Origin of the sequence: Kitasatospora sp. NPDC088346 (assembly GCF_044740765.1) — a bacterium.
GTDB lineage: Bacteria > Actinomycetota > Actinomycetes > Streptomycetales > Streptomycetaceae > Kitasatospora.
In genome coordinates this window covers 63,867-77,974 of sequence record NZ_JBIURH010000012.1, presented here as the reverse complement: position 1 = coordinate 77,974, position 14,108 = coordinate 63,867, and the positions used below count along the sequence as shown (strand labels likewise).

12 protein-coding genes are annotated in these 14,108 nt (G+C 74.1%); 4 read left to right on the top strand and 8 right to left on the bottom strand.

From position 1 onward, the window contains the following. Nucleotides 1–36: 36 nt before the first annotated feature. A complete protein-coding gene (locus tag ACIOFR_RS18235; RefSeq protein WP_400998152.1) occupies nt 37–252 on the top strand; it encodes a hypothetical protein in 216 nt (71 codons plus the stop codon). Between the two features lie 85 nt (nt 253–337). Here the strand turns inward: ACIOFR_RS18235 and ACIOFR_RS18230 are convergent, their stop codons facing one another. The 3 genes from ACIOFR_RS18230 to pdhA are packed head-to-tail and all read right to left on the bottom strand — an operon-like array spanning nt 338 to nt 3,905. Beyond that, nucleotides 338–1,765, bottom strand: coding sequence for a dihydrolipoamide acetyltransferase family protein (locus ACIOFR_RS18230; protein ID WP_400998149.1), 1,428 nt, complete (start codon nt 1,763–1,765; stop codon nt 338–340). Between the two features lie 14 nt (nt 1,766–1,779). Beyond that, nucleotides 1,780–2,754: an alpha-ketoacid dehydrogenase subunit beta gene (locus tag ACIOFR_RS18225; protein ID WP_400998146.1), complete on the bottom strand. Its 975-nt coding sequence runs from the start codon at nt 2,752–2,754 to the stop codon at nt 1,780–1,782. After that, complete coding sequence (gene pdhA / locus ACIOFR_RS18220; RefSeq protein WP_400998143.1) at nt 2,754–3,905, bottom strand: pyruvate dehydrogenase (acetyl-transferring) E1 component subunit alpha; 1,152 nt, start codon at nt 3,903–3,905, stop codon at nt 2,754–2,756. The genes ACIOFR_RS18225 and pdhA overlap by 1 nt, the downstream gene beginning before the upstream one ends. Before the next feature lie 378 nt (nt 3,906–4,283). Between pdhA and ACIOFR_RS18215 the strand changes: the two genes are divergently transcribed. Further along, on the top strand, nt 4,284–4,955 hold the full coding sequence (locus tag ACIOFR_RS18215; protein ID WP_400998140.1) for a response regulator: 672 nt from the start codon (nt 4,284–4,286) through the stop codon (nt 4,953–4,955). A gap of 179 nt (nt 4,956–5,134) precedes the next feature. Continuing rightward, on the top strand, nt 5,135–6,202 hold the full coding sequence (locus ACIOFR_RS18210; protein WP_400998474.1) for a phosphotransferase: 1,068 nt from the start codon (nt 5,135–5,137) through the stop codon (nt 6,200–6,202). 57 nt (nt 6,203–6,259) lie between these two features. Here the strand turns inward: ACIOFR_RS18210 and ACIOFR_RS18205 are convergent, their stop codons facing one another. The 5 genes from ACIOFR_RS18205 to ACIOFR_RS18185 form a co-directional block, all read right to left on the bottom strand. After that, nucleotides 6,260–7,966, bottom strand: coding sequence for a protein kinase (locus ACIOFR_RS18205; RefSeq protein WP_400998137.1), 1,707 nt, complete (start codon nt 7,964–7,966; stop codon nt 6,260–6,262). A gap of 110 nt (nt 7,967–8,076) precedes the next feature. Beyond that, nucleotides 8,077–9,513, bottom strand: a complete 1,437-nt coding sequence (locus ACIOFR_RS18200; RefSeq protein WP_400998134.1) for a protein kinase — start codon at nt 9,511–9,513, stop codon at nt 8,077–8,079. 222 nt (nt 9,514–9,735) lie between these two features. Next, complete coding sequence (locus ACIOFR_RS18195) at nt 9,736–10,362, bottom strand: bacterial proteasome activator family protein (protein WP_400998131.1); 627 nt, start codon at nt 10,360–10,362, stop codon at nt 9,736–9,738. Between the two features lie 230 nt (nt 10,363–10,592). After that, entirely contained in the window at nt 10,593–11,762 is a 1,170-nt protein-coding gene (locus tag ACIOFR_RS18190; RefSeq protein WP_400998128.1) for a hypothetical protein, read from the bottom strand. 144 nt (nt 11,763–11,906) lie between these two features. Next, nucleotides 11,907–12,887 (bottom strand): NAD(P)H-quinone oxidoreductase, encoded by a 981-nt coding sequence (locus tag ACIOFR_RS18185; protein ID WP_400998125.1) that lies wholly within the window; start codon nt 12,885–12,887, stop codon nt 11,907–11,909. A gap of 127 nt (nt 12,888–13,014) precedes the next feature. On the opposite strand from ACIOFR_RS18185, the gene ACIOFR_RS18180 reads away from it, so the two are divergent. Beyond that, nucleotides 13,015–14,106 (top strand): potassium channel family protein, encoded by a 1,092-nt coding sequence (locus tag ACIOFR_RS18180; RefSeq protein WP_400998122.1) that lies wholly within the window; start codon nt 13,015–13,017, stop codon nt 14,104–14,106. The last annotated feature ends 2 nt before the right edge of the window (nt 14,107–14,108 follow it).

Genomic DNA, 14,108 nt, shown 5'->3' with positions numbered 1-14,108 from the left:
ATTCGGAACCACCGGCGCGACCGCACGTCTACGAGGGTGAAGGGCACGGAGAGAGCGGAACCGGCAGCAACGGGCCGGGGGACCGACGCGCCGGACACCTTCACCACCACGACCACCACCACAGGCCCGGTCACCGAGCTGGCCGAGACGGGCCCCTCCACGCCGACCGGCTTCCTGGTCGGCTCGGCCGCCGCCTGCCTGCTGTTCGGCCTCGGGGTGCTGTACGGCGTGCGTCTGATCGTCCGGCGCTGAGCCGACGACCGTACGCGGACGGGCCCCGCACCTCGGGGAAGAGGTGCGGGGCCCGTCCGTCGGTCGGCTGCCGTCAGCCCGGGGGTCAGCCCCAGGTGATGAGGCGCTTCGGCCGCTCCAGGATCGCCGCGGTGTCCGCGAGGACCTTGGAGCCGAGCTCGCCGTCGACCAGGCGGTGGTCGAAGGACAGGGCCAACGTGGTGACCTGGCGGGGCACCACCTTGCCCTTGTGCACCCACGGCAGCTCCCGGACCGCGCCGAAGGCCAGGATGGCGGCCTCGCCGGGGTTGAGGATCGGGGTGCCGGTGTCGACGCCGAAGACGCCGACGTTGGTGATGGTGATCGAGCCGCCCTGCATGTCCGCCGGGGAGGTCTTGCCCTGGCGGGCCGTGTCGATCAGGTCGCCGAGCGAGACCGCCAGCTGGGGCAGGGTCTGGGAGCCGGCGTCCTTGATGTTCGGCACGATCAGCCCGCGCGGGGTCGCGGCCGCGATGCCCAGGTTGACCTGACCCTTGAGGACGATCTCCTGGGCCGCCTCGTCCCAGCTGGCGTTGACCTCCGGGTAGCGGCGGACGGCCGTCAGCAGCGCCTTGGCGACCAGCAGCAGCGGGCTGACCCGCACGCCCTGGCCGAGCTCCCCGCTCTCCTTGAGCGTGCGCACCAGCTTCATCGTCCGGGTCACGTCGACCTGGACGAACTCCGTCACGTGCGGAGCGGTGAAGGCCGAGGAGACCATCGCCGCGGCCGTCGCCTTGCGGACGCCCTTGACCGGGATCCGCACGTCACCGGCGCCGGTGGCGACCGCGGCGGTGACCGGCTGCGCCTCGGCGGCGACCGCCGGGGCCTCGGCCGGGACGGCCACCGGTGCGACGGCGGAGTGCACGTCCTCGCGGGTGATCACACCGCCCGGGCCGGTCGCCACGATCGTCCGCAGGTCGATGCCGAGGTCCTTGGCGAGCTTGCGGACCGGCGGCTTGGCCAGCGGACGGTCGCCCTCGACGACGGGAGCGGCGGCCTGTACCGGCACCACGACCGGGGCGACCGGCACCGCGACCGGTGCGGGCACGGGCCGGGCCGCCACGGGCTGGGCCGGGGCACCCGGCGTCCGGCGTGCCCGGCGCTGCGTGCCGCCCGTGCGCGGGCCGTACCCGACGAGCACCTCGCGGCGCTCCGGCACGGCCGCCTCGGCCCCGCCGGTGGCGGGGGCGGCGACCGGCGCGGCGGCCACGGGGGCGGCCGGCTCGGCCGGGGCCGCACCGGCGACCGCCACCGAGATGATCGAGGTGCCGACGTCGACCGTCGTCCCCTCGGGGAAGAACAGCTGCTCGACCGTGCCCGTGAACGGGATCGGCAGCTCGACCGCGGCCTTCGCGGTCTCGACCTCGCAGACGACCTGGCCGTCCGTCACGGTGTCACCGGGCTTGACGAACCAGGTGAGGATCTCGGCCTCGGTCAGCCCCTCGCCGACGTCGGGCATCTTGAACTCGCGGAGCGAGCGAACTTCGGTGGTCACGGCTCTCGCTCCTCTCAGAACGCCAGGGCGCGGTCGACGGCGTCCAGCACCCGGTCCAGGTCCGGCAGGTACTGTTCCTCGACCCGCGACGGCGGGTACGGGGCGTGGTAGCCGCCGACCCGCAGGATCGGCGCCTCCAGGTGGTAGAAGCAGTTCTCGGTGAGCCGGGCTGCCAGCTCGGCACCGAGGCCCAGGAAGACCGGGGCCTCGTGCACCACGATGCCGCGACCGGTGCGCCGGACCGACGCCTCGACGGTGGCGAAGTCGATCGGCGACAGCGAGCGCAGGTCCACGACCTCCAGGCTGCGGCCGTCCTCGGCGGCCGCCGCGGCGGCCTCCTGGCAGACCTTGACCATCGGCCCGTACGCGATCAGCGTCGCGTCGGTGCCGGGCCGCACCACCCGGGCCGAGTACAGGTCCGCGCCGGGCGCGTCCTGCACCTCGCCCTTGTCCCAGTAGCGGCGCTTGGGCTCCAGGAAGATCACCGGGTCGTCCGACGCGATGGCCTGCCGGAGCATCCAGTGCGCGTCGTCGGCGTTGGACGGGCTGACCACCCGCAGGCCGGCGGTGTGCGCGAAGTACGCCTCGTGCGACTCGCTGTGGTGCTCGACCGCGCCGATGCCGCCGCCGTACGGGATCCGGACGGTGACCGGCATCTTCACGTGGCCGAGCGCGCGGGCGTGCATCTTCGCCAGCTGGGTGACGATCTGGTCGAAGGCCGGGTAGACGAAGCCGTCGAACTGGATCTCCACCACCGGGCGGTAGCCGCGCAGCGCGAGGCCGATCGCGGTGCCGACGATGCCGGACTCGGCGAGCGGGGTGTCGATCACCCGGTCCTCGCCGAAGTCCTTCTGCAGCCCGTCGGTGATCCGGAAGACGCCGCCGAGCTTGCCGATGTCCTCGCCCATGAGCAGGGTCTTCGGGTCGTTCTCCAGCGACTTGCGCAGCGCCTCGTTGAGCGCCTTGGCGATGCTGAGCTGACCTGCCATCAGAGGTTCTCCCCACCCTCGAAGGAGGCCGCGTACGCCTCGTACTCGGCCCGTTCCTCGGCTACCAGTGTGTGCGGCTCGGCGTACACGTGGTCGAAGATCAGGGTCGGGTCCGGGTCCGGCATGCTGCGCACGCCCTCGCGCACCCGCAGGCCCAGCTGCTCGCTCTGGGCCTCGACCTCGGCGAAGAACGCCTCGTCGGCCAGGCCCTCCTTGTCGAGGTGGGCCCGCAGCCGCAGGATCGGGTCCTTGGCCTTCCAGGCCTCGGTCTCCTCGGTGAGCCGGTAGCGGGTCGGGTCGTCGGAGGTGGTGTGCGCGCCCATCCGGTAGGTGAACGCCTCGATCAGCACCGGGCCGGCGCCGGTCCGGGCGCGGTCCAGCGCCCAGCGGGTCACCGCGAGGCAGGCCAGCACGTCGTTGCCGTCGACCCGCACGCCCGGGAAGCCGAAGCCGGAGGCACGGCGGTAGAGCGGGATCTTGGTCTGGGTGGTGGTCGGCTCGGAGATCGCCCACTGGTTGTTCTGGCAGAAGAACACCACCGGGGCGTTGTAGACCGAGGCGAAGGTGAAGGCCTCGTTGACGTCGCCCTGGCTGGAGGCGCCGTCACCGAAGTACGCGATCACCGCGTCGTCCGCGCCGTCCTTGGTGATGCCCATCGCGTAACCGGTGGCGTGCAGGGTCTGCGAGCCGATCACGATGGTGTAGAGGTGGAAGTTCTTCTCGTTCGGGTCCCAGCCCCCGTGGTTCACGCCGCGGAACATGCCGAGCAGGTTCAGCGGGTCCACGTCCCGGCACCAGGCGACGCCGTGCTCCCGGTAGGTCGGGAAGGCGTAGTCGCCGGGCCGCATGGCACGGCCGGAGCCGACCTGGGCGGCCTCCTGGCCGAGCAGCGAGGCCCACAGGCCGAGCTCGCCCTGTCGCTGGAGCGAGGTCGCCTCGGCGTCGAAGCGCCGGACCAGCACCAGGTCGCGGTAGAGGGAGCGCAGCTCCTCCGGGGTGGTCTCCAGCGGGAACTCGGGGTGCTCGACCCGCTCGCCTTCCGGCGTGAGCAGCTGGACGAGCTCCGGCGGGGCGTCGGTACCCGTGCGGAGGTTGTCAGGGACGCCGGGGGCGGCCTTCTTGCGCGCCCTCGCCGTGCTTTTGACGGTCACGTTCACTCCTCGGTCTGTCCGGCCGCCCGGGGTCGCCGGTGCCGGTCCGGTCACCGCCTCGCGCGGCGCGCTTGGGTGTGCGCGCCGGGTGCTCGGCAGGTGGTGATCCTCTTCCGACGGCGTCCCTCTGCGAGAACGTTACCCAGCGGCGCCCCTTGGCGCGCTTGCGCTAGGACGTCCTAGTTCTTCACCCCGAGAGCCACGGATGTGACGCGGCTCTCCCGGCGGTGCCGTCAGGACACCAGCGCACGCTATCCGGGCGAAGCGCTCGGCGTAAGGGGGTAACGGGAATCGATTCTGTGACCGTCCCGCCCGGACCCCCGGGGGTGCCGTCTCGAACCGTGAGACACGCGGGGGGCGGTATGGGAGGATTTGTTGGTGACCAATTCCGGACAAATCCGAGTTTTCCTGCTCGACGACCACGAGGTCGTCCGCCGGGGCGTCCACGACCTGCTCTCGATGGAGGGCGACATCGAGGTGGTCGGCGAGGCCGGCACCGCGGCCGAGGCACTGGCCCGGATCCCGGCCGTCCAGCCGGACGTCGCGGTGCTGGACGTCCGGCTCCCCGACGGCAACGGGGTCGAGGTGTGCCGGGAGGTGCGTTCGCTCGATCCGGCGATCAAGTGCCTGATGCTGACGTCGTTCTCCGACGACGAGGCGCTGTTCGACGCGATCATGGCCGGGGCCTCGGGCTACGTCCTCAAGGCGATCCGCGGCACCGACCTGCTGTCCGCGGTCCGGGACGTGGCGGCCGGGAAGTCGCTGCTGGATCCGGTCGCCACCGGCCGGGTGCTGGAGCGACTGCGCGAGGGGGGTGCCAAGGAGGACGAGCGGCTGGCCCAGCTGACCAAGCAGGAGCGCCGGATCCTCGACCTGATCGGCGAGGGGATGACCAACCGGCAGATCGGCAATGAACTTCACCTGGCGGAGAAGACGGTGAAGAACTACGTCTCCAGCCTGCTGGCCAAGATGGGGATGGAGCGCCGCACCCAGGCGGCGGCCTATGTGGCCCGCCACCAGTCGGATCATCAGTCCGACCACCAGCACTGAGCACCCCTAATCACACTCCTGACGAACTGTCAAGTACCTAATGCGCCAGGCATTACGCTCGCCCCGTGACCGCACAATCGCACCCCTCGGCCCCGTCCGACCCGGCATCGGCGCTGTTCGCACCGGTGTTCCTGCCCCACCCGTCGCTCCCGGGCGACACCCAGTCACCCGGCCGGCCGATAGCGGGTGCACCGGCCCGGCCCGATCCGGCCGCCCCTCCCGTCGGCACCCTCAGCCCGCCGGTCGCGCACACGGCGGTGGCCGCGGTGCTGCGGGAGTACCGCACCGCCCCGGCGCTGCGGGTGAAGCCGGTGGCCGAGGGCCTGCTCAACCGCGGCTACCGGGTGACCACCGAGGCGGGCACGTACTTCCTCAAGTGCTACGTGGACCAGGCCACCGCGGGCCGCCCGGCCGTCACCGCCCAGCACCGCGCCACCCGCGCCCTGCACCGCCTCGGCCTGCCGGTGGCACCGCCGCTGGCCGCCCAGGACGGCCGGACGGTGGTCGCCCAGGGCGACCGGCTGTTCGCGCTGTTCCCCTGGGTGTCCGGGACGCACCGGCACGGCACCGAGCTCGACCAGCAGCAGTGCACCGACCTCGGTGCGCTGCTCGGCCGGCTGCACGGCGCACTCGCGCAGGTCTGCGCCCCCGTGCGGCAACCACCCGGACGACTGACGGCGGACCCGGCCGAGACCGGACTGCTGATCGCCGAACTGCTCCGCCGGGCCCGCGCCAACGACCCGCACACCGCCTTCGACGCCCTGGCCGGACAACGGCTCGTGGAACGGGCCGAGTTGCTCGCCGCCCACCACCACCTGCGGCCCGCACCCACCGCCGCCCCGCCCACCGGCTGGACGCACGGCGACTTCCACGGCCTGAACCTGCTGCACCGCAGCGGCCGGGTGGTCGCGGTGCTCGACTGGGACAAGCTCGGCCTGCACCCGACGGCCGAGGAGGCCGTCCGCGCGGCCACCCTGATCTTCAACGACCCGGTCACCGGGGTCCTCGACCTGTCCCGGGTCAGGCACTACGCCCGCGGCTACCGCGACTGCGGCGCCGCCGGGGCCCGCCAGATGGCCGCCGCCGTCCACCGGGTCTGGTGGGAGCGGCTCAACGACCTCTGGATGCTCCAGTGGCACTACCAGCGCGGCGACCACCGCGCCGACCCGCTCTTCCCCGCCTCCGCCGGCCAGCTCACCTGGTGGTGCGAGGAGTACGAGCAGGTCCTGGACGCCTTCACCAACTGAGCCCGGACACGCGGCGGCCCCCGGTGCCCGAGGCACCGGGGGCCGCCGCGTGGGCCGCTACGGAGTGGCCGGGGACGGCGACGCCGGCGGCGAGACCGGGGCCGACTTGCTCGCGGAGGGCGAGGCGGAGCCCGACGGCGCGGTGGTCGGCGACTTCGAGGCGCTCGCCGACGCGGACGGCGAGGGCGAGGTCGACCGGCTGACGCTCGCCGAGGGCGAGGGGCTGGAGGTGACCGGCTCGGTCGGACGGGTGTTGGTGCCGGGGTTGGTGGCCGTCTGGCTGCGCGGCGTGGACGGCGTCACCGGCCCGGTGCTCTGCTCCGGCGTCACCGAGGGGCTGCTGACCGTCACCGGCGGCGTCACCACCGGCGGGGTCTCCTTCTGCTGCCCGCCGCTCAGCGCCAGCGCCGTGCCGATGCCCGCGGCGAGCAGCACCGCGACCGCCGCGAGCGCCCAGCCCCAGGGGTTGCGCCGCCGCTGCCGCCCGTCGCCCCCGTCACCGTCGTAGCCCGTCCCGCCGGCCCCGCCGGTGCCGCCCGCGCCCTGGTAGGGCTGCGAGGGCGTCTGGTAGGGCGAGGTCACCTGGTACGGCAGCGCCTCGGTCTGTCCCGTGCCGTCGCCCGGGCCGACCTGGCCCATCGGCGCGGTCATCGCGGTGCCGCCGCTCGGCGGCCCGTCGAAGCCCGGGTAGCCGCCGCTGGTGCCCGCGGCCGCGGCGGCCAGCCCGGCGGCCGCGGCCGCCGCCGCACCACCGGCGTAGCCTGCGCCGGCCGAGCCGTGCATCTGCCGCAGCGCGTGCTGCACGTGGGCGCGGAACTCGTCCGCGCTCTGGAAGCGGTCGTCCGGGTTCTTCGCCAGCGAGCGCAGCACCAGCTCGTCCAGCTCCGGCGGCACCCGCCGGTTGACCTGCGACGGCGGCACCGGCATGTCCTGGACGTGCTGGTACACCACCGCGAGCGGGGTCTCACCGACGAACGGCGGCCGCAGGGCGAGCAGTTCGTACAGCATGCAGCCGGCCGCGTACAGGTCGGAGCGGTGGTCGACCGCCTTGCCGAGCGCCTGCTCCGGCGAGAGGTACTGCGGGGTGCCCATCACCATGCCGGTCTGGGTCATGGTGCTGGCCGCGCCGGTGAGCGCCCGGGCGATGCCGAAGTCCATCACCTTGACCGCGCCGCCGGTCGTGATGATCACGTTGGCGGGCTTGATGTCCCGGTGCACGATCCCGTGCCGGTGGCTGTAGGCGAGCGCCTCCAGCACCCCGGCGATGATGATCAGCGCCTGGTCGACCGGCGGGGCCTCCTCGTCCACCAGCAGCTCGCGGACGGTCCGGCCCTCCACCAGCTCCATCACGATGTACGGGGTGGAGTCCTCGCCGTGGTGCTCCTCGCCGGTGTCGTAGACCGCGACGATCGAGTGGTGGTTGAGCGCCGCGACGGAGTGAGCCTCACGGGTGAACCGCAGCCGGGCCACCTCGTCCTGGGCCAGCTCTCCGCGCAGCAGCTTGACCGCGACCGTCCGGCCGAGCCTGACGTCCTGGGCGGCGAAGACCTCGGCCATGCCGCCGCGCCCCAGCTTCCCGGTCAGGCGGTACCGGCCGTCCCCGACGGTGCCGAGCGGGGCCGCGGTGCCGCGCGAGGGCGTCCCGGCCGCGGAGAACACGGCGGTCTCGGCGGTCGAGTCCGGACCGTCCGCCCCGGGGCCGCCGGCGGCCGCTCCGGTGCGCTGCTCCGGCTCGCCGTCGCCCGGCTGCTCTGTCTGTGCCATCGCTCCTCGCCCCGGGCCGTCGCTCGGTGCGCAATCGCCCTGTCGGTTCCGTCCCTGTGCACGCTACCGCTTCGAGCGGGCGGCCGGGGTGCGGCAGCCGCCCGCCCCGGTCAGATTCGGTCGCCGTCCGCCCCGAGGTCGAGGGTGAGCGCGGGCCGCGGCGCGCCGTACGTGTTCGCCTTGTCCTTCTCCGCCTGCGCCGCCGCGATGGCCACGATGACCACCGCCAGCACGATCACGCCGACGATCACGCCGACCACGATCAGCGCGGTCGAGCAGCCGTTGTTCGGCTTCGGCGGCTGCGGGCCGTACGGGCCGGGCACCGGGCCGGTCGGGTGGCCCTGCTGCGGGAACGGGTGCGGGGTCTGGAACTGCGGCTGCGGCTGGTACACCGGCTGCGGGAACGGCGGCGGGGTGTGCGCCTGCTGCGGCTGCGGGAACGGCGTGGGCGTGTGCGGCGCCTGCTGCTGGAACGGCGGCGGGGTCTGCGGCGCCTGGTACGGCGGCGGCGTCTGCGGCGCGGGCTGGTAGTGCGGCTGGACCTGCGGCGTCGGCGTCCGGATGTCCCCGCCGACCTGCGGGAAGTTGGTCATCGACGGCGCCGCGTGCACCGAGCGCGGACCCTCGCTGATCACCAGCGGGGTGCTCGCCTGCAGCGGCACGCCGCCCTTGTCCCCGGCGGAGATCCGCTCGACCTCCTCGCGCATGGCCTCGGCGGTCGGGAACCGGTGCGCCGGGTCCTTGCGCAGCGCCCGGGCCACCAGCGCGTCCACCGCCGGCGGCACCGAGCTGTTGACGCTGGAGGGCGCCGGCGGCGGCTCCTGCACGTGCTTGTACGCGATGGTGAACGCCGTGTCGCCGTCGAACGGCAGCTGGCCGGTGAGCAGCTCGAACAGCATGCAGCCCACCGAGTACAGGTCGGCGCGGGCGTCCACGCTCTTGCCGAGCGCCTGCTCCGGCGAGAGGTACTGCGGGGTGCCGACCACCATGCCGGTCTGGGTCATCGAGGTGACCCCCGACTGCAGCGCCCGGGCGATGCCGAAGTCCATCACCTTCACGGTGCCCTTGGTGCTCACCATGACGTTGCCGGGCTTGATGTCCCGGTGCACCAGGCCCTGGTCGTGCGAGGCCTCCAGCGCGGACAGCACCGCGGCGGTGATCTTCAGCGCCTGCGCGGTGGGCATCGCGCCGTGCTGGGCGATCGAGTCGTTGAGCACGTCGCGCAGGGCGAGGCCCTCGACGTACTCCATCACGATGTAGGGGGTGGCGACGCCCTCCGGGGAGACGTCCTCGCCGCTGTCGAAGACCGACACGATGTTGGTGTGCTGCAGCCGTGCCACGGCCTGCGCCTCGCGGCGGAACCGCTCCTTGAACGCGGCCTGCCCGCCGAGCTCGATGTTCAGGGTCTTCACCGCGACCAGCCGGTCCAGCACCGTGTCGTGGGCCAGGTGGACGGAGGCCATGCCGCCCTGTCCGAGCAGACGCCGGATCACATAGCGGCCGTTGCCCAGGGAGTGGCCCTCGACCGGGTTGGCGTCCTCGCTCATGGTCCCTGCTTCCCCCTCGGCGCGGCGCCGCCGCAGCCTTATGGTGTGGTCCGGATGCACTGGGCGGCAGGCCCGTGGCCGACCGACCCCCGCCGCCGGTCGAGTCCGACGGCAGGGGCCAGGGTATCGGCTCGCACCGACGTGATCGGGTGCAGGGCCGCGAACGTGTCCGACCTGCGACAGACCCGGGACAGGCCTGTCGCGCGCGGCCCCGGGGCCGCACTAAAGGTACGGACCCGACCGAATGCCCCGGCCCGGACCGGGCTCCTCCGGCTCGGCCTCGACGCCCTGCAGGCCGGGCGGCAGCGCCCGGCGCATCTGCTCCAGCTGCGCGCGGGCCGCCATCTGCTGGGCGAACAGCGCCGTCTGGATCCCGTGGAACAGTCCCTCCAGCCAGCCGACCAGCTGGGCCTGGGCGATCCGCAGCTCGGCCTCGGTGGGGATCGCGTCGTCGGTGAACGGGAGCGACAGCCGCTCCAGCTCCTCGACCAGCTCGGGGGCCAGGCCCAGTTCGAGCTCCTTGATCGAGCTGGCGTGGATCTCCTTGAGCCGGACCCGGCTGGCCTCGTCCAGCGGCGCGACCCGGACCTCCTCCAGCAGCTGCTTGATCATGCTGCCGATCCGCATCACCTTGGCCGGCTGCTCGACCATCTCGGTCACCGGCAGTTCCCGCGGCTCGCCCGCGCCCGCGCCCCGGCCGAAGCCGGACCCCGGCACCGCGCCGACCGGCATGCCGTCCGGCCCGACGATCAGCACCTTGGGGCCGTCCTGCTCCTGCCCGCCCGACGCCTGGTACGGCTCCGACGCCTGGTAGGGCTCCTGCGGCCGTTCGTTCATCGGATTGGTCATAGCTCCTTCATATGCTTCGTCCATCGAGCTGGTCAACGAGCCGGGGCCGCTGCACACCTGCGACCGCCCGCCGCCGGACTCCGCCGGCGACCGCCCGGACACTGCTTCGGGCACCCACCGACGGCACGGCAGATCGTCCCACACCGGAGCCCCGGCGCGGCCGGGTGCGCCGCCAATCCCGTTCTTCGGCGGCGCTGTTGACGAACGACCAGGTCACCGGGGAGCGCGGGTCAGCTCCGGCGCATCCGCAGGCCGATCAGCGCCAAGCCGCAGCCGATCAGCGCCAGCCCGGTCCCGAGCGGGAACTGCAGGCCCGCCGGGTCGGTCAGCCGCGACGGGAGCACCGGCTGCGCCGGGTACTGCTCCACCGGGGCCGCGACCGGTCCGGCCGCCTGCACGCTGGGCCGGCCGGAGGCGGGCGGGGCCTCCTCGCCCGACGGCTCCCGGGTGGCCTGGCTCCGGGCGCCCGCGCCGGTGCCCCGGTCCGGTACCGCGCTCGGCGACGGCGTCGGCGTCGGCGTCGGCGTGGTGGGGGACGCCGGGGCCGGGGCGGCCTGGACGGGAGCGGTCTGCGCCGGTGCCCCCCAGAGGCCGGGACCGCCCGACAGCCCGGGTCCGGGCGCCGGGGCGTGGTGGTGGTGCCGTCCGGGCGGGCCGTCCCCCGGCGGCGGCCCGGCGACCACGGCCGCGGCGGAGGGGACGTCCCAGGGCTCCGGCGGCCCGGCCGGCAGCGCGGTGGGGGACGGGGTGGCGACGGCCGGGCCCGCGGGGGCGGACGGGCCCGCAGAGGGGCCGGCCGGGACGGGGCCGGCGGAGGCGGCCGGGCCGCTGGGGGCCTGCGGTGCGGGGCTCGGTGCCGCACTCGGTACCGGGCCCGGCGCCTGCGGGGCGGCCGACGGCAGCGGCGTGGAGCGCGCCGGGCCCGACGGCGGCAGGCCGGACTCCCCGTCGCCCGCGTCCGGGTCGGCGGCCGGCTCCGGGAGCGGGTCGCCGGCCTGATCCGGCTCCGGCTCCGGCTCCGGCTCCGGGGACAGCTCGGCGACCGCGACCGCGTCCGCGTCCGCCACCGGCCCGGCGGACGGGACGAGCGGCACCGGGGACATCCCCACCGCCGCCCGCAGCACCTGCGCCACGTCCAGCAGCTGCTGCACCGACGGCCCGACGGCGGTCCCGTCCGTCACGGTCCCGCCCGTCACGGCCGCACCCGCCGTCGCCTCCGTCGTGACCGCACCCGCCGTGACCGCACCCGCCGCGGGCGCACCTGCCGCGTACGCCGCCGCGGCCGGACCCGCCAGCAGCAGCGGCAGGGCCAGCCCGGTCCCGGCCAGCACGGCACCACGGCGTACGGCGGCGGGGAGAGCGGTACGGAACGCTGAGAGCGCATACGGAAGTGCAGCCACGGTAAGCAGGTCCTTCCGACGGCCGACCGCGCTCGGCGCGATCGGCGGCGGACAGCTCCGCACCAGCCTCACACATTCCGACAATTGGGGCATTTCGGCGCATATTCGCGCCGCAGGCCCCGCTCAGCGGACCCATAACACCGCTCAGCGGACCTGCAACACCACCTTGCCGACCTGCCCGCCGTCCTCCAGCACCCGGTGCCCGTCCGCCGCCCGCGCGATCGGCAGCACCTGGTGGACCACCGGCCGCACCACCTTCGCCTCGACCAGCGGCCACACGTGCTCGCGCACCGCCGCCACGATCGCCGCCTTCTCCTCCAGCGGCCGGCCCCGCAGGTTGGTCGCCGCCACCGCGGCCCGCTTGCGCAGCAGGCTGGCGAGGTCCAGCTCCCCCTTCACCCCGCCCTGCAGACCGATGACCACCAACCGGCCGCTGACCGCCAACGCGTCCACGTTCCGCTGCAGGTACTTGGCCCCCATGATGTCGAGGACGACGTCCGCCCCCGCGCCCCCGGTCGCCTCCCGGACCTCCGCCACGAAGTCCTGCTGCCGGTAGTCGATCCCGACGTCCGCCCCCAGCTCCGCGCAGCGCGCCAGCTTCTCCGGTCCGCCCGCGGTGACCAGCACCCGCGCCCCGACCGCCTTGGCCAGCTGGATCGCCATCGTGCCGATGCCGCTCGCCCCGCCGTGCACCAGCACCGTCTCGGTCGGCCGCAGGTGCGCCACCATGAAGACGTTCGACCACACCGTCGCGGTCACCTCGGGCAGCGCCGCGGCCTCCACCAGACCGATCCCCTTCGGCACCGGCAGCAACTGTCCCACCGGCACCGCGACCAGCTCCGCGTACCCGCCGCCGGACAGCAGCGCGCACACCTCGTCACCCACGGCCCACCCGGACACACCCGCGCCGAGCGCGACGATCCGGCCCGAGCACTCCAGCCCGGGATACCGCGAACTCCCGGGCGGCGGATCGTAGAAGCCCTGGCGCTGCAACAGGTCGGCGCGGTTGACGGCGGTCGCCGCGACCTCGACCAGCACCTCACCGGCGGCGGGCACCGGGTCCGGCACCTCCGACCAGGTCAGCACCTCGGGGCCGCCGGACTGGGGAATCGTGATGGCTCGCATGGCGCAAACGCTACGCGCGGACGCCGCCTCACGTCCGCCCGGCCCGCTGGACGCTGACCCGCCGTCGGCCACGACACTCCGCGGCCCGGCGACGGCCCGCGCCGACCCGCACCGCATGCTTGACCCTGTGCCCCACACCGACCCCGCCACCGGACCGAACAGCCGCACGGCGCCCCCGCGCCAGTCCCGGCACCGCGTCGCACCCGATCCCGACGTCGCGCACCGCGTCCTGCTCCCCACCAGGACGCCCACCCCGCCCCTGGTCCAGGTCGCCCGCCGCCTGCTGATGGCGCTGGGGGTGCTCGCCCTCACCACCCTGGTGGTCTGGCTCGACCGGGCCGGGTACAGCGACAACTCGGACGGCTCGGTCGACCTGCTGGACGCCGCCTACTACGCCACCGTCACCCTCTCCACCACCGGTTACGGCGACATCACCCCGGTCAGCGACAGCGCCCGGCTGATCAACATCCTGGTGATCACACCGCTGCGCGTGGTCTTCCTGATCATCCTGGTCGGCACCACCCTCGAAGTGCTCACCGAACGGACCCGCCACCAGTGGCGGATCGAACGCTGGAGGAACACCGTGCGCGAGCACACCGTCGTCATCGGCTACGGCACCAAGGGCCGCAGCGCCGTCGACACCCTGCTCGTCCAGGGCGTCCCGAAGGAGTCGATCGTGGTCGTCGACCCCCAGCGCAAGGTCATCGAACAGGCCGCACTGGACGGCATCGCCGGCGTGGTCGGCGACGCCACCCGCACCGACACCCTGCTGCGCGCCGAACTCCCCCGCGCCTCCCAGGTGGTCGTCGCCCCCGAACGGGACGACACCGCGGCCCTGATCACCCTGACCGCCCGGCAGCTCAACAAGGCGGCCACCGTGGTCGCCGCCGTCCGCGAGGACGAGAACGCCCCGCTGCTGCGCCAGAGCGGCGCCGACGTGGTGGTCACCAGCTCCAGCTCGGCCGGCCGGCTGCTCGGCATGTCGACCCTCAGCCCGCACGCCGGCTCCGTCATGGAGGACCTGCTCACCTACGGCAACGGCCTCGACGTCATGGAGCGGCCGATCACCAGGGCCGAGGCCGGCCGCAGCCCCCGCGACTGCGAGGACCTGGTCATCGCCGTGGTCCGCGGCCGCCGGGTGCTCAACTACACCGAGCCCGAGGCCGCCGCCCTGCAGCTCACCGACCGGGTCATCGTGATCAGGCCCGCCCGGCCCTGAAC

Excerpts from the sequence above, each read along its gene's own strand:
- ACIOFR_RS18195 (WP_400998131.1), bottom strand. The coding sequence starts at position 10,362 with ATGACCAATCCGATGAACGAACGGCCGCAGGAGCCCTACCAGGCGTCG.
- ACIOFR_RS18205 (WP_400998137.1), bottom strand. The coding sequence starts at position 7,966 with ATGGCACAGACAGAGCAGCCGGGCGACGGCGAGCCGGAGCAGCGCACC.
- ACIOFR_RS18200 (WP_400998134.1), bottom strand. The coding sequence starts at position 9,513 with ATGAGCGAGGACGCCAACCCGGTCGAGGGCCACTCCCTGGGCAACGGC.
- ACIOFR_RS18225 (WP_400998146.1), bottom strand. The coding sequence starts at position 2,754 with ATGGCAGGTCAGCTCAGCATCGCCAAGGCGCTCAACGAGGCGCTGCGC.
- ACIOFR_RS18185 (WP_400998125.1), bottom strand. The coding sequence starts at position 12,887 with ATGCGAGCCATCACGATTCCCCAGTCCGGCGGCCCCGAGGTGCTGACC.